The 19,122-nt window shown below is 71.1% G+C and carries 16 protein-coding genes; 9 read left to right on the top strand and 7 right to left on the bottom strand.

The window, feature by feature from the left end; genetic code table 11:
- Positions 1-41 precede the first annotated feature (41 nt).
- The 6 genes from G3I56_RS20785 to G3I56_RS20760 all read left to right on the top strand — a co-directional run bounded on the left by G3I56_RS20785 (position 42) and on the right by G3I56_RS20760 (position 5,790).
- The gene (locus G3I56_RS20785; protein ID WP_203690314.1) at positions 42-881 is read left to right on the top strand and encodes a glutamate ABC transporter substrate-binding protein; all 840 of its coding nucleotides are present in this window, start codon (positions 42-44) and stop codon (positions 879-881) included.
- A gap of 113 nt (positions 882-994) precedes the next feature.
- Positions 995-1,663, top strand: coding sequence for an amino acid ABC transporter permease (locus G3I56_RS20780; RefSeq protein WP_164411062.1), 669 nt, complete (start codon positions 995-997; stop codon positions 1,661-1,663).
- A complete protein-coding gene (locus G3I56_RS20775) occupies positions 1,660-2,544 on the top strand; it encodes an amino acid ABC transporter permease (protein WP_164411060.1) in 885 nt (294 codons plus the stop codon). The genes G3I56_RS20780 and G3I56_RS20775 overlap by 4 nt, the downstream gene beginning before the upstream one ends.
- Positions 2,545-2,822: 278 nt before the next feature.
- Positions 2,823-4,565 (top strand): FAD-dependent monooxygenase, encoded by a 1,743-nt coding sequence (locus G3I56_RS20770; RefSeq protein WP_164411058.1) that lies wholly within the window; start codon positions 2,823-2,825, stop codon positions 4,563-4,565.
- A 281-nt stretch (positions 4,566-4,846) separates the two neighbouring features.
- Positions 4,847-5,392, top strand: coding sequence for a cysteine dioxygenase (locus G3I56_RS20765; protein ID WP_164411056.1), 546 nt, complete (start codon positions 4,847-4,849; stop codon positions 5,390-5,392).
- A complete protein-coding gene (locus G3I56_RS20760) occupies positions 5,383-5,790 on the top strand; it encodes a rhodanese-like domain-containing protein (RefSeq protein WP_164411302.1) in 408 nt (135 codons plus the stop codon). Before G3I56_RS20765 ends, G3I56_RS20760 begins: the two co-directional genes overlap by 10 nt.
- A gap of 150 nt (positions 5,791-5,940) precedes the next feature.
- Here the strand turns inward: G3I56_RS20760 and recX are convergent, their stop codons facing one another.
- The 4 genes from recX to G3I56_RS20740 form a co-directional block, all read right to left on the bottom strand.
- A complete protein-coding gene (gene recX, locus G3I56_RS20755; RefSeq protein ID WP_164411054.1) occupies positions 5,941-6,879 on the bottom strand; it encodes a recombination regulator RecX in 939 nt (312 codons plus the stop codon).
- Positions 6,880-6,885: 6 nt separating this feature from the next.
- On the bottom strand, positions 6,886-8,016 hold the full coding sequence (gene recA / locus G3I56_RS20750; protein ID WP_164411052.1) for a recombinase RecA: 1,131 nt from the start codon (positions 8,014-8,016) through the stop codon (positions 6,886-6,888).
- 376 nt (positions 8,017-8,392) lie between these two features.
- Positions 8,393-9,694 carry an AI-2E family transporter gene (locus tag G3I56_RS20745; RefSeq protein WP_164411050.1) on the bottom strand — a complete coding sequence of 434 codons (1,302 nt, stop codon included), beginning with the start codon at positions 9,692-9,694 and terminating at the stop codon, positions 8,393-8,395.
- An 82-nt stretch (positions 9,695-9,776) separates the two neighbouring features.
- Positions 9,777-9,971, bottom strand: a complete 195-nt coding sequence (locus G3I56_RS20740; protein ID WP_164318288.1) for a DUF3046 domain-containing protein — start codon at positions 9,969-9,971, stop codon at positions 9,777-9,779.
- 80 nt (positions 9,972-10,051) lie between these two features.
- Between G3I56_RS20740 and G3I56_RS20735 the strand changes: the two genes are divergently transcribed.
- Positions 10,052-10,996, top strand: coding sequence for a hypothetical protein (locus tag G3I56_RS20735; RefSeq protein ID WP_164411048.1), 945 nt, complete (start codon positions 10,052-10,054; stop codon positions 10,994-10,996).
- Between the two features lie 27 nt (positions 10,997-11,023).
- Here G3I56_RS20735 and G3I56_RS20730 read toward each other — a convergent pair whose 3' ends face one another.
- The 3 genes from G3I56_RS20730 to G3I56_RS20720 are packed head-to-tail and all read right to left on the bottom strand — an operon-like array spanning position 11,024 to position 12,953.
- Complete coding sequence (locus tag G3I56_RS20730) at positions 11,024-11,332, bottom strand: AzlD domain-containing protein (protein ID WP_164411046.1); 309 nt, start codon at positions 11,330-11,332, stop codon at positions 11,024-11,026.
- Positions 11,329-12,063, bottom strand: coding sequence for an AzlC family ABC transporter permease (locus G3I56_RS20725; protein WP_343240018.1), 735 nt, complete (start codon positions 12,061-12,063; stop codon positions 11,329-11,331). The genes G3I56_RS20730 and G3I56_RS20725 overlap by 4 nt, the downstream gene beginning before the upstream one ends.
- On the bottom strand, positions 11,964-12,953 hold the full coding sequence (locus tag G3I56_RS20720; protein WP_239135007.1) for an AraC family transcriptional regulator: 990 nt from the start codon (positions 12,951-12,953) through the stop codon (positions 11,964-11,966). The genes G3I56_RS20725 and G3I56_RS20720 overlap by 100 nt, the downstream gene beginning before the upstream one ends.
- Before the next feature lie 342 nt (positions 12,954-13,295).
- Here G3I56_RS20720 and G3I56_RS20715 point away from each other — a divergent pair, with 342 nt between their 5' ends.
- Both G3I56_RS20715 and G3I56_RS20710 read left to right on the top strand, forming a co-directional pair.
- Positions 13,296-18,131, top strand: a complete 4,836-nt coding sequence (locus G3I56_RS20715) for an ATP-dependent helicase (protein ID WP_164411042.1) — start codon at positions 13,296-13,298, stop codon at positions 18,129-18,131.
- A 63-nt stretch (positions 18,132-18,194) separates the two neighbouring features.
- Positions 18,195-19,034: an Fpg/Nei family DNA glycosylase gene (locus G3I56_RS20710; RefSeq protein WP_164411040.1), complete on the top strand. Its 840-nt coding sequence runs from the start codon at positions 18,195-18,197 to the stop codon at positions 19,032-19,034.
- Positions 19,035-19,122 lie beyond the last annotated feature (88 nt).

Genomic DNA, 19,122 nt, shown 5'->3' with positions numbered 1-19,122 from the left:
TGACGGCCCGCATTCACTTCATCACTCAAAGGATGTTCACCATGAAGCTTCGCAAGGTCACCGCCGCGACCGCCGCAGCCCTTGTCCTCGCCCTCACGGCGACGGCCTGTGGAGGCGACGACGACAAGAAGGACACCGGCTCGGGCGGCGGCGACAAGATCAAGGTCGGCATCAAGTTCGACCAGCCCGGCATCGGCCTGAAGCAGCCCGACGGTTCCTTCGCCGGCTTCGACGTGGACGTGGCGACGTACGTGGCCAAGCAGCTCGGCTACGAGCCCGACAAGATCGAGTGGGTCGAGACCAAGAGCGCCGACCGCGAGACCGCGCTGGCCCGTGGCGACGTGAAGTTCATCGCGGCCTCGTACTCGATCAACGACAAGCGCAAGGCGCTGGTCGACTTCGCCGGCCCGTATCTGCTCGCCCACCAGGACCTGCTCGTCAAGGCGGACTCCACGATCGCCAAGGGCACGGACCTCAACGGCAAGAACCTCTGCTCCGTGACCGGCTCCACCTCGGCGCAGAACATCCACGACACGATCGCCCCGAAGGCCAACCTTCGTGAGAACTCGGGCTACTCGGAGTGCATCGCCGCCCTGCAGAGCGGTGCCGTCGACGCGGTGACCACGGACGACTCGATCCTCGCGGGCTTCGCCGCCCAGGACAAGTACAAGGGTCAGTTCAAGCTGGCGGGCCTCAAGCTGAGCAACGAGAACTACGGCATCGGCGTCAAGAAGGGCGACACCGCGACCGTCAACAAGATCAACACCGCGCTGGAGAAGATGGTCAGCGACGGCGCCTGGGAGACCGCGGTCAAGAAGAACTTCGGTCCGGCCGAGTACAAGAACGAGCCGGCTCCGAAGATCGGCACGATCGTCAGCTAGCACAGAGTTCCGCAGGTGCGCCGCCGCCCACCGCGATCAGGGCAGCGGCGCACCGCGTCTGCCACGTACACCTCGTACGCCACATACGCCTCACACCCGGAAGCGCGGGGATCGTGTTCGACTTTCTTGATGGTTACGACGTCCTCGGGGCGTTCTGGATGACGGTGAAACTCACCGCCCTCTCCGCCCTCGGCTCCCTGGTCTGGGGCACACTGCTGGCCGCCATGCGGGTCAGCCCGGTCCCGCTCATGCGCGGGTTCGGCACCGCCTACGTGAACATCGTCCGCAACATCCCGCTGACGGTCATCATCGTCTTCACCTCGCTCGGCCTCGCCGACATCTTTGGTGTGACGATGGGCGCATCCGACGACTTTCCGCTCCAGGGCTTCCGGCTGGCGGTGCTCGGCCTCACCGCGTACACCGCGGCTTTCGTCTGCGAGGCACTGCGCTCCGGCATCAACACCGTGCCCGCGGGGCAGGCCGAGGCGGCCCGTGCCATCGGGCTGAGCTTCCGCCAGGTGCTGGGCCTCGTCGTGCTGCCGCAGGCGTTCCGGTCGGTCATCGGCCCGCTGGCCAACGTACTGATCGCGCTGACCAAGAACACCACCGTGGCCGCCGCGATCGGCGTCGCCGAGGCCGCGAGTCTGATGAAGAAAATGATCGAGAACGAGGCGCAGTTGGTGCTCATCGGTGCGGTCTTCGCCTTCGGCTTCGTGGTGCTCACCCTGCCCACCGGCCTCGCCCTCGGCTGGCTGAGCAAGCGACTGGCGGTGAAGCGATGACCTCCGTGCTCTACGACGCGCCGGGCCCCCGCGCCAAAAAGCGCAACGTGGTCCTCACGATCGTCTTCTTCGTCCTGCTCGCCCTGTTCCTGTGGTGGATCTGGCGGACGATGGACGACAAGGGCCAGCTGAAGTGGGCCCTGTGGGAGCCGTTCACCACGTCACAGGCCTGGACGACCTATCTGCTGCCCGGCCTCGCCAACACCATGAAGGGCGCGGCACTCTCCATGGTGATCGCCCTTCCCCTGGGCGCGCTCCTGGGTATCGCACGGCTGTCCGACCACCGGTGGGTACGGATTCCGGCCGGTGCGCTGGTCGAGTTCTTCCGGTCCATTCCGGTGCTGCTGCTCATGCTGTTCGCCGCCGCGTTCTACGTCAGCTCCACGGACATCAGCAGTGAGGACCGCCCCCTGTACGCGGTCGTCACCGGCCTGGTGCTCTACAACGCCTCGGTGCTCGCCGAGATCGTACGAGCGGGCATCCTGTCCCTCCCCAAGGGACAGACGGAGGCCGCCCTCGCGGTCGGTCTGCGCAAGGGCCAGACGATGACGAACGTCCTGCTCCCGCAGGCCGTCACGGTCATGCTGCCGGCGATCGTCAGCCAGCTCGTCGTCATCGTGAAGGACACCGCGCTGGGTGGCGTCATGCTCGGGTTCACCGAGCTCCTCAACGCGCGCAGCACGCTCGCGGCGAACTACGCCAACGTCGTCGCGAGTTTCATCGTGGTGGCGGCCATCTTCATCGTGATCAACTTCCTCATCACCACCTTCGCGAGCTGGCTCGAGGGCAGGCTGCGGCGCGGCAAGAAGTCGACCGGTGTGGTGCTCGGAGCGGCGACGGTGGCCGGCACGGAGGCGGCCGGTGCGGGTGGCTCCATCTGACGGGCGCTCAACTCGTATGACCTGCCCGGAGACAGTGGTGTGACCGGCATGGAGGCAGTGGCGTGTTCGCCACTGCCTCCGTCGTCTGCCGTCGGCGCCGGGTGCACATGGCGTACCAGGGGAAACGCCGAATGTGTCGGGGCGGGCTCCTGGGGTGCGTCCAGCTTGACCGGGTGGCGCGGAGTCTGTTGCATACGTTTTGTGATCGTGCACCCTGCTCCAACTTCCTGTTCACTTGTGTCGATGAAGACGTCGCTCTGGGCAGGGGGCGCCGCGCCATGGACCCGGTGATCATCGTCGGAGCGGGGCCGGTCGGGCTCACGCTGGCGCTTGCGCTGGCGCGCCAGGACGTCCCCTCGGTCGTCCTCGACGAGGGGCCGGGCAAGGACGACCAGCGCCCCGCGCGCACGGTCGTGCTGCGCGAGGACACCGCCGCGCTGCTGGAGCGGCTGACCGGTGCGCCGATCGCCGACGCCGGTTTCCACTGGGCCGGATGGCGGTCGATGCGGCGCAAGCAGGTGATGCGTCAGATCTCCTTCGGCACCGAGGAATCCGACGGGCCGACCGACGCGATCCCGTCGGGATTCGGGCAGGGGCTCGGGGCGGGGCTCGTCACGGAACCCGGCACGGAATCCGACATCCCCCTGCACATCGCCCAGCACGTACTGACCGGTGCCCTGCGGACCGCCATCGCCCACGAGCGGCTCGTCGAGGTCGCCGTCAACAGCCGCCTCGACTCAGTCGAGCAGGAGCCGTCCGGCGTCACGGCACACACCCGCGGCCCGGGCGGCACCTGGTGGCGCGGCAGTTACCTCGTCGGCTGCGACGGCCCGCGCTCCACAGTGCGCAAACTCCAGGACATCCGCTTCCCCGGACGTACGGCCGTGGAACGACACGCCGTTGCCGCGCTGCGTACGGAACTTCCATGGCCCGGTGAGGCGTTGTTGCACCGGATGCCGCCGTGGCGGACGTCCGGGCCCTCGGCCGGGGAGATCACCGCCCGCCCCCTCCCCGACGGTGTGTGGCGCCTGGACTGGCTGCTGCCACCCGGCAAGGACCTGGTCACACCCGAGCTCCTCGTGACCCGCGTCCGGGAGACCCTCGCGGGCTGGAGCGGCGGCACCACACCGCCGTACGACCTGCTCGACACGGGCGTCCACATCGTCCATCACCGGCTCGCCCGGCGCTGGCGGGCAGGTCGGGTCTTCCTCGCCGGGGACGCCGCGCACCTGCTCGGCGCGCTCGGCACCCAGGGGCTGGACGAGGGACTGCGGGACGCCGACAACCTCGCCTGGAAGCTGGGCCTGGCCTGGCACCACGGCCCGCACGAGGCCCTGTTGGACAGCTACCAGACCGAGCGGCGTGCGGCCGTCTCCGCCCGGCTGCGCGCCGCCGACCAGGCGCTGCCGCTGCTGCGCGGCGGCGCTGGGCTGCGGTCGTACGTCCCCGGGTCGGCCCGCGGACACGACTCGCTGCTCACGGACGGTCACCTGGGGCGCGGAATCCTGGGCGAGCCGGGAACGTACGGCCATTCGCCGCTGGCGCCCCGGCACATCGAGGCGGAGATCTCGGTGGACACCCCGCCCGGCGCGCAGGTGACGGACGTACGGGTCACCGCCGAGGACGGTTCCTTCGTACCGCTGCGGGAACGGCTGGGCCGCGGCGCGCTGCTGGTGGTGCTGATCGCGCCGGGTACGGGTGTGTGGGAGCGCAAGCACTGGGTGGGCGCCGGGATCATGCCCCGGCTGGCGGCGGCGGTGGCCGCGCTGCCGAACCCCGCCGAACTGCTGGTCACCGAGAGCTATCCGGGCGCCGCCGCCCACACCGTGCTTCTGGTCCGCCCGGACGGGCACCTGGTCACGGCGCTCAGCGGGGTACGCCCGGCCGACCTGTACGCGGCGGCCGAGGCGACGCTGGGCGGGCCCCCGCCGGACAGGACGAACGGCAAGGCCGACGGGACGGGCGGGGCCGAGAAGACGAACGCGACGGCGAACACCGAAGCCGCGGCAGGCACCCGCTGACACCTGCCCTCCCTCCGCGCCGTCGCCCTCTCCCGTCCGCTCGTCACCACGCGTCCACATGGTGACAACGAGTTGACCGGTCAGCACCGTCATGCTGTACTCCGGAGCGTGACCGACACTGACACCGATGTGCGCCTGTGGCGGAGGGTCCATATGGACCTCGTCCGCTATGCGGGCTGCGTGTGTCGTCCGTCCTGCTGAATTCGCATCCCATTTCTCGCGCGCGCCGCTCTTCCGGCGCTATTGCGCGCTCCCCGCGAACGTTCACCAGGACGGTACCCGTGTCCGTGTCACCTTCCGTATCCGCAGCCGTCCAGGTCTCCGGGACTCCCCGGACCCCGACGCAGGCGGACCTGCTCGACTTCGTACGACGTACGGCCGCCGACGTCGAGCTGATCGCCTCCCTGCCGCTCGACCCCGAGGGCCGCACCTGGGTGCGCCTGGAGGGCCCCGGCGGCAGCGAGGCCTGGTTGATCGGCTGGCCGCCCGGCACCGGCACCGGCTGGCACGACCACGCCGACTCGGTCGGTGCCTTCCTCACCGCGGCCGGTGAGCTCAAGGAGAACTCGCTCGCCGCCCGGCTGCCCACCGACGGCTGGAAGACCCTGGAACTCACCGAGGGCGTCGACCGGGAGCGGCGACTGCCGGCCGGCCAGGGCCGGGGCTTCGGCCGCCACCATGTGCACGAAGTGCTCAACGAGTCCCGCGACCAGCACGCGATCTCCGTCCACGCCTACTACCCGCCCCTGCCCCAGATCCGCCGCTACAGCCGTACGGGACAGGTGCTGCGCCTGGAGCACGTCGAGCGCCCGCAGGACTGGCAGTGAGCGAACAGCCGGTCGGCATCGACGAGTTACTGGACCGTGCGCGCGGGACCTACGCGCGCGTGGAGACACACGAGACGTATGAGGCCGCAGAGGCCGGCGAAGCGCTCCTGGTCGACATCCGGTACGCGGCCCTGCGGGAGCGCGACGGCCTGATCCCCGGCGCGCTCGTGGTCGAGCGCAACGAACTGGAGTGGCGCCTCGACCCCCTGGGCAGCCATCGCGCGCCCCAGGCGACGGGCCATGACCTGCGGGTCGTGGTGATCTGCAACGAGGGTTACGCGTCGAGCCTCGCGGCCGTGTCCCTGCACCGGTTGGGGCTGCACCGGGCGACCGACCTGATCGGAGGGTTCCAGGCGTGGCGAGCGGCCGGGCTTCCGGTGACGCCGCAGACAGCCTGACACCCGAAGCCGCCGTACCGTCCTTCTGTTCGCCCGGCCCTGAACGCGATCGGCGCCCCCGCGCGTCCACCGTTGTCCAGGGCCGGGGACTCAGACCTCCCGAGCGGACCACTACTTCTCGGGTCGGCCGGACCTCCGGCACCACCGGGCTCAGAACTCCTCGTCCGCAAGGAACTCGGTGTCCTCGCCCTCCTCTTCCAAGGCCTGCCGTACGACCCGCAGGGCCATGCCCTGGGGGTAGCCCTTGCGGGCGAGCATGCCCGCGAGGCGTCGCAACCGCTTGTCGCGGTCCAGACCGCGTGTCGCACGCAGTTTGCGGGCGACGAGTTCACGCGCGGTCGTCTCCTCCTGCTCGGAGTCGAGCTGCCCGACGGCCTCGTCGATGAGCGTCGCGTCCACGCCCTTGGTGCGCAGTTCCTGTACGAGTGCCCGCCGGGCCAGTCCCCGGCCGTGGTGGCGGGACTCGACCCAGGCGCCCGCGAACGCACTGTCGTTGATCAGTCCGACCTCCTCGAACCTCGACAGCACCGCCTCGGCCACCTCGTCCGGGATCTCGCGCTTGCGCAGGGCGTCCGCGAGCTGTTTCCGCGTACGCGGCGTCCCGGTGAGCAGGCGCAGACAGATCCCCCGCGCCCGCTCAGCCGGATCCGCCGGCGGCTCCGCCTTCTCGGCCCTCGACGAGGAAACGGAACCTCCGTCCTGTGGGTCGCCGCCCGACTCGCCGAAACCACGCTGCCGACGACGACCACGGCCACCGCGTGAGCCCTCGCCGCGCGAGTCCTCACCGCGCGAGCCGCCTTCGCCGTACGGGCCGCTCCCAGCGCTCGGGGCACCACCGCCACGGCGCCCACCGGCTCCGGGAGAACCGCCGCCGCGACGTCGGCCGCCCCCCGGCAGACCCTCACCGCGCCGCAGTCCGGCGTCTCCGTCACCCTCGTGCACCCCGTCGCCTTCACGGGCCCCGCGGCCACCCCCGTATGGCCCGGCATCCCCGTAGGCGCTGTCACCGCCCCCGGCAGAGCCCCCGCCGCCCCGGTCTTCCGAGGCACCGGGGTAGGCGTACTCGGCCCAGTCGGTTCGTCGTGTCACGGCGGGCTAGCTCTTGACCGCCGTGGCCGTTGCCTTGGCCTTGGTGGTCTTGGCCGCCGGAGCGGGCACCGTCTTGGCGGCCTCGTCCGAGGCGACCGTGACCGCCGCGTCCGCGCCCGGCTCGGCAGTGGGCTTCTCCGGCTTCACACCGACCCCCAGCTTCTCCAGGATCTTCTTCTCGATCTCGTTGGCGAGGTCGGGGTTGTCCTTCAGGAAGTTGCGCGCGTTCTCCTTGCCCTGGCCGAGCTGGTCGCCCTCGTACGTGTACCAGGCACCGGCCTTGCGGACGAAGCCGTTCTCCACGCCCATGTCGATCAGACCGCCCTCGCGGCTGATGCCGTGCCCGTAGAGGATGTCGAACTCGGCCTGCTTGAACGGCGGCGCGACCTTGTTCTTGACGACCTTGACGCGGGTGCGGTTGCCGACCGCGTCGGTGCCGTCCTTCAGCGTCTCGATGCGACGGATGTCGAGCCGCACCGAGGCGTAGAACTTGAGCGCCCGGCCACCGGTCGTGGTCTCCGGCGAGCCGAACATCACGCCGATCTTCTCGCGGAGCTGGTTGATGAAGATCGCGGTGGTCCCGGACTGGCTCAGCGCACCGGTGATCTTGCGGAGCGCCTGGCTCATCAGACGAGCCTGCAGACCCACGTGCGAGTCACCCATCTCGCCCTCGATCTCCGCGCGCGGCACGAGCGCCGCGACGGAGTCGATGACGATGAGATCGAGGGCACCGGAGCGGACCAGCATGTCCACGATCTCCAGGGCCTGCTCGCCGTTGTCCGGCTGGGACAGGATCAAGTTGTCGATGTCGACGCCGAGCTTCTTCGCGTACTCGGGGTCGAGGGCGTGCTCCGCGTCGATGAACGCGACCTGGCCGCCGGCCCTCTGGGCGTTCGCCACCGCGTGCAGGGTCAGGGTCGTCTTGCCGGAGGACTCCGGGCCGTACACCTCCACCACTCGTCCGCGCGGCAGACCGCCGACACCGAGGGCGACGTCGAGCGCGGTCGACCCGGTGGGGATGACTTCGATGGGCTCATTCGGCCGCTCGCCCAGGCGCATCACCGCGCCCTTGCCGAACTGCCGTTCAATCTGCGCGAGCGCGGCGTCCAACGCCTTGTCGCGGTCGGTTCCTGCCATGGGTTCCACCCGATTTGCTTGAGTCGATCGCTTCACGTCAAAGACGCTAACGCCTGCCACTGACAATGCGCCCCGACGCCCGTCCGGCCTGTGGATAACTCGGGCACATCTCCATGAAAACCCTGACGAAATCCCCGTCACGAGCCTCGCCGGAACCTCAATCAGAATGGATGTTCGATTTCCGTGTCAAGCGCAACACCCGGCACCTCCGAGAGTAGGTTCGCGACGCGCCAAGGGCCGGGATGTCGGGTTCGACACCCCAGGAGCACATGGCATGGGGAGTCCACGACCGGACAGGACGGTGGCGGGCACCTCTGTCACACGGCAGGCGGCCGCACGGCGTCCGTCGCGGGCAGGACGGCGGCCAGGGCTCAGCTCAGGCGGGCGTGGAGCCTTCCCCCGACGACGGCCCCGACCCCGGTCCGGGCGCCTGCGCGGAGTGCGCCGAGTCTTCGGCGCCGGCGCCCTGCCGCCCCTCCAGCAGATTCCGCAGCCGCGTGAGGATGCTCGTGCCCCGGCTGCGGTGCCCCTGGACACGAGGGTCGTCCGTGACGTCGTACCGCTTCACGTACGCCCCCAGGAACGCCTGGAGCGTGGCGACCGCCGGGATGGCGATCAGCGCGCCGACCGCACCGAGGAGCGCGGTGCCGGCGATGACCGAGCCGAAGGCGACCGCGGGATGGATGTCGACGGTCTTCGCGGTCAGCTTGGGCTGCAGCACGTAGTTCTCGAACTGCTGGTAGAGCACGACGAAGACCAGCACCCACAGCGCGTACCAGGGATCGACGGTGAAGGCGATCAGCATCGGCAGGGCGCCCGCGAGATAGGTGCCGATGGTCGGGAGGAACTGCGAGACCAGCCCCACCCAGACGGCGAGCACGGGCGCGTACGGCACGTTCAGCGCCTGCAGCAGGACATAGTGGGCGACCCCGGAGATGAGCGCCATCAGGCCGCGCGAGTACAGATAACCGCCGGTCTTGTCGACGGCGATCTCCCACGCGCGCAGCACCTCGGCCTGCCGGGCGGGCGGCAGTACGGAGCACAGCGCGCGGCGCAGTCTCGGCCCGTCGGCGGCGAAGTAGAACGCGAACAGTGTGATCGTCAGCAGCTGGAAGAGCCCGCCCAGCACCTGGCCGGAGACGTCCAGGACGCCGGTGGCGCTGTTCTGTACGTAACTGCGCAGCCAGTCGGAGCGGAGCAGTCCCTCCTGAACGTCCACACGCTTCAGGTCGGTGTGGAAGTGCGCGTTGATCCAGTTGATGACGGAGTCGAGATAGGCCGGGAAGTCCTCGACGATCTTGATGATCTGGCCCGCGAGCATGGAGCCGAGCAGGGTGATGAATCCGGCGATCGCGATGAGCAGGCCGATGAAGACCAGGAAGGTGGCCAGCCCCCGGCGCATACCGCGCGACGCCATGCGGCTCACCGCGGGTTCGATCGCGAGCGCGGCGAAGAACGCGATGAGGAGGTTGATCAACAGGCCTGTGAGCTCGTGGAAGGCCCAGCTGCCCAGCTGGAACAGGCCGACGAGGGCGAGCGCCAGCATCATGGCGCGGGGCAGCCAGCGGGGCATGCGCGCGCCCTGCCCGGCGGTGTGCCCGCCCGGGGGTGTGGGCGGCGTCGTGCCGAACGGGGACGCCTGCTGTCCGGGCTGTCCGGTCTCGTCTGTGGATGCCACGGTGCAAGTCTCGCCCACGCCAACGGCAATGAGTCGCCACCCTGCGGTCTACGGGGCCGACCGGCGTCGTTTCAGTGCGATTTCACCGGTTCTCCGACGGAACGTTCATGGCCGCGCACACCACACGCCACACGTCCTTCGCCTCCCAGCCTGCGTTCAGGGCCTCGTGCACGGTCCGTCCGCCGAGCTCCGTCATCACGTGATCGCGCGCGAACGTGTCGGCGTACCCCGAACCGAAGTGTTCCGCCATCCGCTGCCAGAAGACCGTCAACCGCATGACTTCAGTATCCCGCCCCTGAGGGTGGGCCGACGCCGGGACCGCTCTCCGGGACCGCTCCGCGCCCTACGGTCTGACGCATGGCCGAAACAGGAGCAGCCCCACTCCCCCCGACGCCCCCCGCGCGTTCCCCGCTCTTCCGTGCCGAGCACTTCGTGTGGCTCACCGCGCGCGTGCTGGAGCAGCGTCGCTTCGCGTACCACTTCCTGAGCGGGGGCGCCGACGCGGTCGAGACCGCGCTGGACGCCTACCGCAACGAGGACGGCGGATACGGCCACGCACTGGAACCCGATCTGCGCGGCCCCGTCAGCCAGCCCCTGCACACCGCGCACGCGCTGCGCGTCCTGGACGCCATCGGGCGCTGCGGCGGGCAGCGGGTGGAGCGCGTGTGCCGCTATCTGACCTCGGTCTCGTCACCGGACGGCGCGCTGCCGGCGATCCACCCCGGCCAACGTGGCTATCCGGCGGCGCCGTTCATCCCGATCGTCACCGATCCGCCGAGTGAACTCCTCGCCACGGGCCCGGTGGTGGGCCTGCTGCACCGCAACGAGGTGTGGCACGCCTGGCTGTTCCGGGCAACGGACTTCTGCTGGCAGGCGGTCGACTCCCTGGAGAAGTCCCATCCGTACGAGGTGGAGGCCGCCGTGGCCTTCCTGGACTCGGTCCCGGACCGCTCACGCGCGCAGGCGGCGGCCGACCGGCTGGGCCGCCTGGTGCGCGAGCACCGGCTCGTGGCACTCGACCCGGAGCGCCTCGACGCCTCCCCGGTGGCGCCCGGCTACGCCCCGGGCGAGCACCACTTCCCTTACGACTACGCGAGGACACCGGGCTCACTCGCGCGCGCGTGGTTCACGGACGAGGAGATGACGCGTTCCCTGGACTTCCTCGCGAGCGAGCAGCGCGAGGACGGCGGCTGGCCCATCCGCTGGCGCGCGTGGGCACCGGGCACGTCCCTGGAGGCACGCCCCATGGTGACGGTCGAGGCCCTGCGCACCCTGAAGGCGTACGGCCGCCCCATCGGCTGACGCCGGACGCGCGGGCACGGCCGACGCTCAGCCGGTCATCGCCCGGACCCCCGCCGTCACCGCCACGGCTGCCACGACGACGACCAGGAAGGGAGCACGCAGCACCAGCGCCACGGCGGCTGCGGCGAGCCCTGCGGCCTTCGCGTCCAGGGCGAGCACCCGCCCGTCGGCGAAGGCCTGCTGGGCCGTGAGAGCGGCGAGGAGAGCCACAGGAAGCAGCGCCGCCAGCCGCCTGACGAGCGGACGTTCCAGGACACCGGCGGGCACGAGGAGCCCGACGAGCTTGACGACGTAACAGCCGAGGGCGGTCACACCGATCGCGATCCAGACGTTCAACGGTCCTCCTCCTTCCTGTCCCGCTGCCTGTCCCGCTGCCCGTTCCTCGCCCCACGACGGCCCTGGGCCCAGAGAACGGCGGGTGCCGCGAGCCCGGCCACCAGAACCGGCACACCGGCCGGCAGTAGGGGCAACAGGCCGAGCCCCAGCACCACCGCGAGGCCCGCGACAGCGCGCTCGACGCCGGACTTCAACATCGGCGCGAGCAGCGCCAGGAAGACGGCGGGCCCGGCCGCGTCCAGACCCCAGGCGTCGGTGTCCCCGATGGCCTCGGCCCCCAGTCCGCCGAGCAGCGTCGTGAGATTCCACAGCACGTACAGGCTGAGCCCGGTGACGGCGAACCCGATACGGGCGCCGCGCCGCGTGGGCTGCGCCAGGGCGACCACCGTGGTCTCGTCGATGACCCATTGGGCCGCGAACGGACGCACCGCGCGCGGGAGGGCCAACAACTGGGACAGACGCAGCCCGTAGAACGCGTTGCGCACTCCCAGGAAGAAGGCACCCGCTGCCGCCGTGAGCGGATTGCCGCCGGCCGCGAGCGCGCCCACGAGCGCGAACTGGGAGGCCCCGGTGAACACCAGAAGGCTGAGCGCACAGGTCTGGAGAAGCGTGAGCCCATTGCCGACCGACGTCACCCCGAAGGCGAACCCGGACAGTCCGACGGCGACCCCGACCCCGAGGGCGTCTCGTACGACGGCGGCGTCCGGCTTGCCTCCGTCGTCGGCACGTATGTCTGTGAGAGCTGTCTGTTCTGCCACCTGTCGGACGGTAGAAGCAGGTGCCCCGTCGGGTCTTGTACGTTCTTGCGCTCGCGCTGGTACGCCCCTGGGGGCACGCCCACGATCCGGGTGAAGTGACGGTTGAGGTGCGGCTGATCGGTGAAGCCGACGGCGACCGCCGCGTCGGCGGGTGCGGTCCCCGCGTCCAGCAGCCGTCGCGCCCGCCGTACGCGCGCGTCCGTCAGCCAGGCGTGCGGCGGCAACCCGTACGTGTCCCGGAACGCCCGCAGCAGCGCGAAGGGGCTGGTGCCCAGGTCTTTGGCGAGTGTCTCCAGAGTCGGCGGCCCGGCCATCGTCTCCTCCAGCACAGCACGCGCGCGTGCCGCGATCCGCGCGCCCGCCGTAGGTACCACCCGTTCCTCAAGGACCCCGCCGTTGAGCCGGAGCAGCCGGGTCACCACCACCCGCAGCAGCGTGTCGGCCGCCAGCGCGTTGCCCTGCTCGGCCGCACGCAGCACTTCATGTACGAGATTGACCGAGTACGGATCATCGAACACGGGGGCGACAAAGCCTGGGGTTCCCCGAATCACCGTGGTCTCCGCGGCGATCTCGGCCACCACATCGGGCGCCGGGTAGACAGCCCCGTACCGCCACCCCTCGGGAACCCCCGCACGCCCCGTATGCGGCGTATCGGGATTGACCAACGCGAGCGCACCCGCCCCCGCGTGCTGATCGGCCCCTCGATGACGGAAGACCTCCACCCCTTCCGTGATGGCGGCGATGACGAAGTTCTCATGCGTATGCCGGACAAAGGTCTTATGCACGTACCGCGCACGCAGAAGATCGACACCGGGCAGCTCCGCGTACCGCCAGTGCCGAGCCAGCTCACCCGAACCCGCCATACCCCCATTCTCCGCCAAGGAGCCGCAGCCCGCCGAGGCACGCCCACGCACCCGCAGCCGCGTACGGCGGAAAGGGGACGTGTCGGGGGGTGTCCGCCCGCAGCGGCGGGCGTCCATCACCGAGCACATCCCAATCAGCCGGCACCGCCCGACCGAGGACGGACACCCCCCGGCGCGTCCCCGACCCACAACGCAACCGAACGTGCGACCACGGGCCGGAAAGCCAGGACACAACAGTCACACAAACCACCCCACCGCCCACCGCCCACCGCCCACCGCCCACCGCCGGAGGCGAACTCGCAGGTCAGGGCAATTGTCAGTGCCGAGGTGCAGGATGGACGCATGGTCAGCTCCGCACACCGAGCCCTAGACGGCTTCTCCCCCGCGACCCGCGGCTGGTTCACGGGGGCCTTCTCCGCGCCCACCGCGGCCCAGGCCGGCGCGTGGGCGGCCATCGGTGAGGGCTCGGACGTGCTGGTGGTCGCCCCGACCGGCTCCGGGAAGACCCTGGCCGCGTTCCTCGCCGCCCTCGACCAGCTCACCTCGGCGCCCCCGCCGGCCGACCCCCACAAACGCTGCCGCGTGCTCTACGTGTCACCGCTCAAAGCTCTCGCCGTCGATGTGGAACGCAACCTGCGCAGCCCCCTCACGGGCATCCGCCAGGAATCCGTACGACTGGGTCTGCCCGAACCCGAGGTCAAGGTGGGCATCCGCTCCGGCGACACCCCGCCCGCCGAGCGCCGCGCCCTGGCCACCCGCCCGCCGGACATCCTGATCACCACCCCCGAGTCGCTGTTCCTGATGCTCACGTCGGCCACGCGCGACGCGCTCACGGGCGTGGAGACCGTGATCCTGGACGAGGTGCACGCGGTCGCGGGCACCAAGCGCGGCGCGCATCTCGCGCTCTCCCTGGAAAGGCTGGACGAACTGCTGCCGAGGCCCGCCCGACGCATCGGCCTCTCCGCGACCGTCCGCCCGGTCGACGAGATCGCGCGTTACCTCTCACCCCAGCGCAAGGTGGAGATCGTCCAGCCCAAGTCCGACAAGGAGTTCGATCTCTCGGTCGTCGTCCCGGTCGAGGACCTGGGTGAACTGGGCGGCTCCCCGGTCGCCGACGCGAACGAGGGGGCGGAACGTCCGTCCATCTGGCCGCACGTCGAGGAGCGGATCGCCGATCTCGTCCAGGCGCACCGCTCGACGATCGTGTTCGCCAACTCCCGCCGCCTCGCGGAGCGCCTGTGCAACCGGCTCAACGAGATCGCGTACGAACGGGCCACCGGCGAGCCCCTGGCCGAACACCACGCTCCCGCCGAGCTGATGGGCGGCTCGGGCGCGGCCCAGGGCGCGCCTGTGGTCATCGCCCGGGCCCACCACGGATCGGTCTCCAAGGAGCAGCGCGCGCTCGTCGAGGAGGACCTCAAGGCGGGCCGGCTGCCCGCCGTGGTGGCCACCTCCAGCCTCGAACTGGGTATCGACATGGGGGCCGTGGACCTGGTCATCCAGGTCGAGTCGCCCCCGTCCGTGGCCTCAGGGCTGCAGCGCGTCGGCCGCGCCGGGCACCAGGTGGGCGCGGTCTCCACCGGCGTCGTCTTCCCCAAGTACCGGGGTGACCTGGTCCAGGCGGCCGTGGTCACCGAGCGCATGCGTACCGGTTCCATCGAGTCCCTGAGGGTCCCCGCCAACCCCCTGGACGTCCTCGCCCAGCAGCTCGTCGCGATGGTGGCGCTGGACACCTGGCAGGTGGACGACCTGCTGGCCACGGTCCGCCGGGCGGCGCCCTTCGCCTCACTCCCGGAGTCGGCGTTCACCGCGGTCCTCGACATGCTCGCGGGCCGCTATCCGTCCGACGCGTTCGCGGAGTTGCGCCCGCGCGTGGTGTGGGACCGCGTCGCCGGCACCGTGACCGGCCGCCCGGGTGCGCAGCGGCTCGCCGTCACCTCCGGGGGCACGATTCCCGACCGCGGGCTCTTCGGGGTCTTCCTCGCCGGCGCCGACCCCAAGAAGGGCGGCGGCCGGGTGGGCGAGCTGGACGAGGAGATGGTGTACGAGTCCCGCGTGGGGGACGTCTTCACCCTCGGTACGAGCTCCTGGCGCATCGAGGACATCACCCGCGACCGTGTCCTGGTGTCCCCCGCTCCCGGGGTCCCCGGCCGCCTCCCCTTCTGGAAGGGCGACCAGTTGGGCCGCCCGCTCGAACTGGGCCGCGCGGTGGGCGCGTTCCTGCGCGAGGTCGGATCACTGCCCGAGGAGGACGCCCGCCTCCGACTCCTCGCCGCCGGACTCGACACCTGGGCCGCCGGCAATGTGCTCTCCTACCTGGCCGAACAGCGCGAGGCCTGCGGCCACATCCCGGACGACCGGACCATCGTCGTGGAGCAGTTCCGCGACGAACTCGGCGACTGGCGGGTCGTCGTCCACTCCCCCTTCGGCGCCCAGGTCCACGCCCCGTGGGCGCTCGCGCTCAGCGCCCGCCTCTCCGAGCGGTACGGCATGGACGCCCAGGTCATGCACGCCGACGACGGCATCGTGCTGCGCCTCCCGGACGCCGATCTGATGAGCCTGGACCTGCTCGACCAGGAGCCGGTGAAGACCGGCCTGGAGTATGACGCCGAGAAGGCTCCCGTAGGCGCCGCCGACATCGCCTTCGACAAGGGCGAGGTCAACCAGATCGTCACCGACCAGGTGGGCGGCTCGGCCCTGTTCGCGGCCCGCTTCCGCGAGTGCGCCGCGCGCGCCCTGCTGCTCCCGCGCCGCAGCCCCGGCAAACGCACCCCGCTGTGGCAGCAGCGCCAGCGGGCCTCACAACTGCTCCAGGTGGCAAGCGAGTTCGGTTCGTTCCCCATCGTTCTCGAAGCGGTCCGCGAATGCCTCCAGGACGTCTTCGACGTGCCCGGGCTCGTGGAACTGATGGGCGACATCGAGTCCCGCAAGGTGCGCCTGGTCGAGGTCACCACCCCCGAGCCGTCCCCCTTCGCCCGCTCCCTCCTCTTCGGGTACGTCGCACAGTTCCTGTACGAGGGTGACTCGCCGCTGGCCGAGCGGCGCGCCGCCGCCCTGTCGCTGGACTCGCGGTTGCTGGCCGAGCTGCTGGGCCAGGCGGAACTGCGCGAACTCCTCGACGCCGAGGTCCTGACCGAACTGGAGCGGGAACTCCAGTGGCTCACCGAGGACCGCCGCGCGAAGGACGCCGAAAGCGTCGCGGACCTGCTGCGCCTGCTCGGCCCGCTCACCGACACCGAGCTGGCCGAACGCGGCGCCGATCCGCAGTGGGCCCGGGAGCTGGCCGGCGCCCGCCGCGCGATCCGGGTCCGCATCGGCGGCGCCGACCACTGGGCGTCGATCGAGGACGCGGGCCGCCTGCGCGACGCGCTCGGCACGGCGCTGCCTGTCGGCGTCCCGGAGGCCTTCACCGAGCCGGTCAAGGATCCGCTGGGCGACCTCCTCGCCCGCCACGCCCGCACCCACGGCCCGTTCACCTCGGCCACGGCGGCAGCCCGTTTCGGCCTGGGCGTCGCGGTCACCGAGGGCGCTCTTCAGCGTCTGGCGGCCAACAGCCGTGTCGTACAAGGGGAGTTCCACCCGGCCGGAATCGGTCAGGAGTGGTGCGACGCGGCGGTCCTGCGCCGCCTCCGGCGCCGCTCCCTGGCCGCCCTGCGGCACGAGCTGGAGCCGGTGCCGCCCGCGGCCCTCGCGCAGTTCCTGCCGCAGTGGCAGCACGTCGGCAAGGGCCACGGGCTGCGCGGCGTCGACGGACTGGTGCGCGCGGTCGAGCAGTTGCAGGGCGCCTCCGTGCCGGCGTCGGCCCTGGAGAAGCTGGTCCTGCCGTCCCGAGTGGCGAACTTCGCCCCCGCGATGCTCGACGAGCTCACGGCAGCCGGGGAAGTCGTCTGGGCCGGGGCGGGTGCCCTTCCCGGCAAGGACGGCTGGGTGTCCCTGTACCTGGCGGACGCGGCCCCGCTGCTCCTGCCACCGCCCCACCCCCTGGAACCCACCGCACTCCACCAGTCCGTCCTGGACTCCCTCACCGGGGGCTACGGGCTCTTCTTCCGCCAGATCGCCGACCATGTCCGCGCCACCACGCACCCGGACGCCACGGACCCCCAGTTGGCCGACACCGTCTGGGACCTGACCTGGTCGGGCCGCCTCACGAACGACACGCTCGCCCCGATGCGCTCCCTCCTCGGCTCGGGCCGTACGGCAGGCTCGACGGCGCACCGGGCGAAACGCGCCGTCCCCCGCGGCCGGTACGGCTCGCTCACGGCCGGCGCACGCCCCGTCTCGCGCAGCGGCCCGCCGACCGTGGCCGGCCGCTGGTCCCTGCTCCCCGGACCTGAGCCCGACCCCACCGTCCGCGCCCACGCACTGGCCCGCACCCTGCTCGACCGCCACGGGGTGGTGACCCGGGGAGCCGTTTCGGCGGAGGGTGTCGAGGGCGGCTTCTCAGCCGTGTACCGCGTCCTCTCCGCCTTCGAGGACAGCGGTCAGGCCCGTCGCGGCTACGTGGTGGAGGGCCTCGGCGCCGCCCAGTTCGCCATGGACGGCGCGGTGGACCGTCTCAGGGCAGCAGCGAACGCCCGAGACCGCGGCGACTCCCGCCCCGCCCCGGCCTTCGGCACCGGCACGGCCGACACACACGGCGTCGCGTTCCCTGCCGGCCACGACTTCACAGACGACTTCGACCTCGACTTCAGCTCCGAGTCCCCCCACGCCCCCGCCGCCCAGAACAGACACTCCGACACCCACGGTTTCGCCGGGAACACCCTGTCCCGGGCCCCCTCCTCCGAAGCCACCCGTGCCGTCGTCCTCGCCGCCGCCGATCCGGCGAACGCGTACGGTGCCGCCCTCCCCTGGCCCGAACCCCCGACCGGCGCAGGCCACAAACCGGGCCGCAAAGCCGGTTCACTGGTGGTACTGGTCGACGGGGAACTGACCCTTTACATGGAGCGCGGCGGCAAGACACTGCTCGCCTGGCCCTCCGAACCGGACGGCCGGACCACCGAGGACCCGCGTCTGCGCGCGGCGTCGGAGGGCCTGGCCGCAGCGGCCCGCGCGGGTTCCCTGGGCACGGTCACGGTGGAGCGAGTCAACGGGGCCTCGGCCCTGACCTCCCCCTTCGGCACCCTCCTGGAAGGAGCGGGCTTCATAGCCACCCCTCGCGGCCTCCGCCTGCGCGCCTGATCACCAGGCCACCCGCTCGCCTGCTCGAAGGCCCCGTCCCACCCGACATGTCACCCTGGACCCATGCCCGAAGGTGACACGGTCTGGCAGGCGGCGAAGCGGCTGCACGACGCACTCGCCGGCGAGGTACTGACCCGTTCCGACCTCCGTGTGCCCAAGTACGCCACGGCCGACCTCACCGGCCGCACCGTCCTGGATGTCACCCCTCGTGGCAAGCACCTCCTCACCCGTGTCGAGGGCGGCCTGACCCTCCACTCGCATCTGCGGATGGACGGCTCCTGGAAGGTGTACGAGAACGGCCGGCGCTGGAGCGGCGGCCCGTCGCACCAGATCCGGGCGATCCTCGGCACCGCGGACCGCACCGCCGTCGGCTACCGCCTCCCCGTACTCGAACTCCTGCGCACCACCGACGAACACCGGGCCGTCGGCCATCTCGGCCCCGACCTCCTGGGCCCGGACTGGGACCCCGAGCAGGCTCTCGCCAACCTCCTCACGGACCCCGCCCGCCCCCTGGGCGAGGCCCTGCTCGACCAGCGCAACCTGGCAGGCATCGGCAACGTGTACAAGAGCGAGCTGTGCTTCCTCCTTGGCGTCACCCCCTGGCTTCCCATCGGCGGTCTGCCCGCCGACCGCACCGCGAAGCTGCCCACCCTCGCGAAGAAACTCCTCGAAGCCAACCGGGACCGCCCGGTCCGCAGTACGACGGGCCGCCGCGGCCAGGACCTCTTCGTGTACGGCCGCGCACCACGCCCCTGTCTGCGCTGCCGGACCCCGGTCCGCATCGCCAACCAGGGTGACGGCTCCCGCGAACGCCCCACCTATTGGTGCCCGACCTGCCAGCTGGGCCCGGCCCCCGCCCCCGGAGCCGCCAGAGCACACCGGAAGCCTCTCCCGTACAACTGAAACCGCCCACGCTCCGCGCGACGGGAGCCTCAGACCCGAGCCGCTCAGAACCGAACCGTGCACAATCAATTGACGACCCGTCAGCAAC

Origin of the sequence: Streptomyces sp. SID12488 (assembly GCF_010548275.1) — a bacterium.
Taxonomy (GTDB): Bacteria; Actinomycetota; Actinomycetes; order Streptomycetales; family Streptomycetaceae; genus Streptomyces.
Note: the sequence above shows the minus strand (reverse complement) of the source record. Positions and strands in the feature narration are given on the sequence as shown.

Bases quoted from the DNA above. Each gene is read 5' to 3' on its own strand.
- G3I56_RS20785 (WP_203690314.1), top strand. From the start codon at position 42: ATGAAGCTTCGCAAGGTCACCGCCGCGACCGCCGCAGCCCTTGTCCTC.
- G3I56_RS20775 (WP_164411060.1), top strand. From the start codon at position 1,660: ATGACCTCCGTGCTCTACGACGCGCCGGGCCCCCGCGCCAAAAAGCGC.
- G3I56_RS20770 (WP_164411058.1), top strand. From the start codon at position 2,823: ATGGACCCGGTGATCATCGTCGGAGCGGGGCCGGTCGGGCTCACGCTG.
- recA (WP_164411052.1), bottom strand. From the start codon at position 8,016: ATGGCAGGAACCGACCGCGACAAGGCGTTGGACGCCGCGCTCGCGCAG.
- G3I56_RS20740 (WP_164318288.1), bottom strand. From the start codon at position 9,971: ATGCGGTTGACGGTCTTCTGGCAGCGGATGGCGGAACACTTCGGTTCG.
- G3I56_RS20735 (WP_164411048.1), top strand. From the start codon at position 10,052: ATGGCCGAAACAGGAGCAGCCCCACTCCCCCCGACGCCCCCCGCGCGT.
- G3I56_RS20720 (WP_239135007.1), bottom strand. From the start codon at position 12,953: ATGGCGGGTTCGGGTGAGCTGGCTCGGCACTGGCGGTACGCGGAGCTG.
- G3I56_RS20715 (WP_164411042.1), top strand. From the start codon at position 13,296: ATGGTCAGCTCCGCACACCGAGCCCTAGACGGCTTCTCCCCCGCGACC.
- G3I56_RS20710 (WP_164411040.1), top strand. From the start codon at position 18,195: ATGCCCGAAGGTGACACGGTCTGGCAGGCGGCGAAGCGGCTGCACGAC.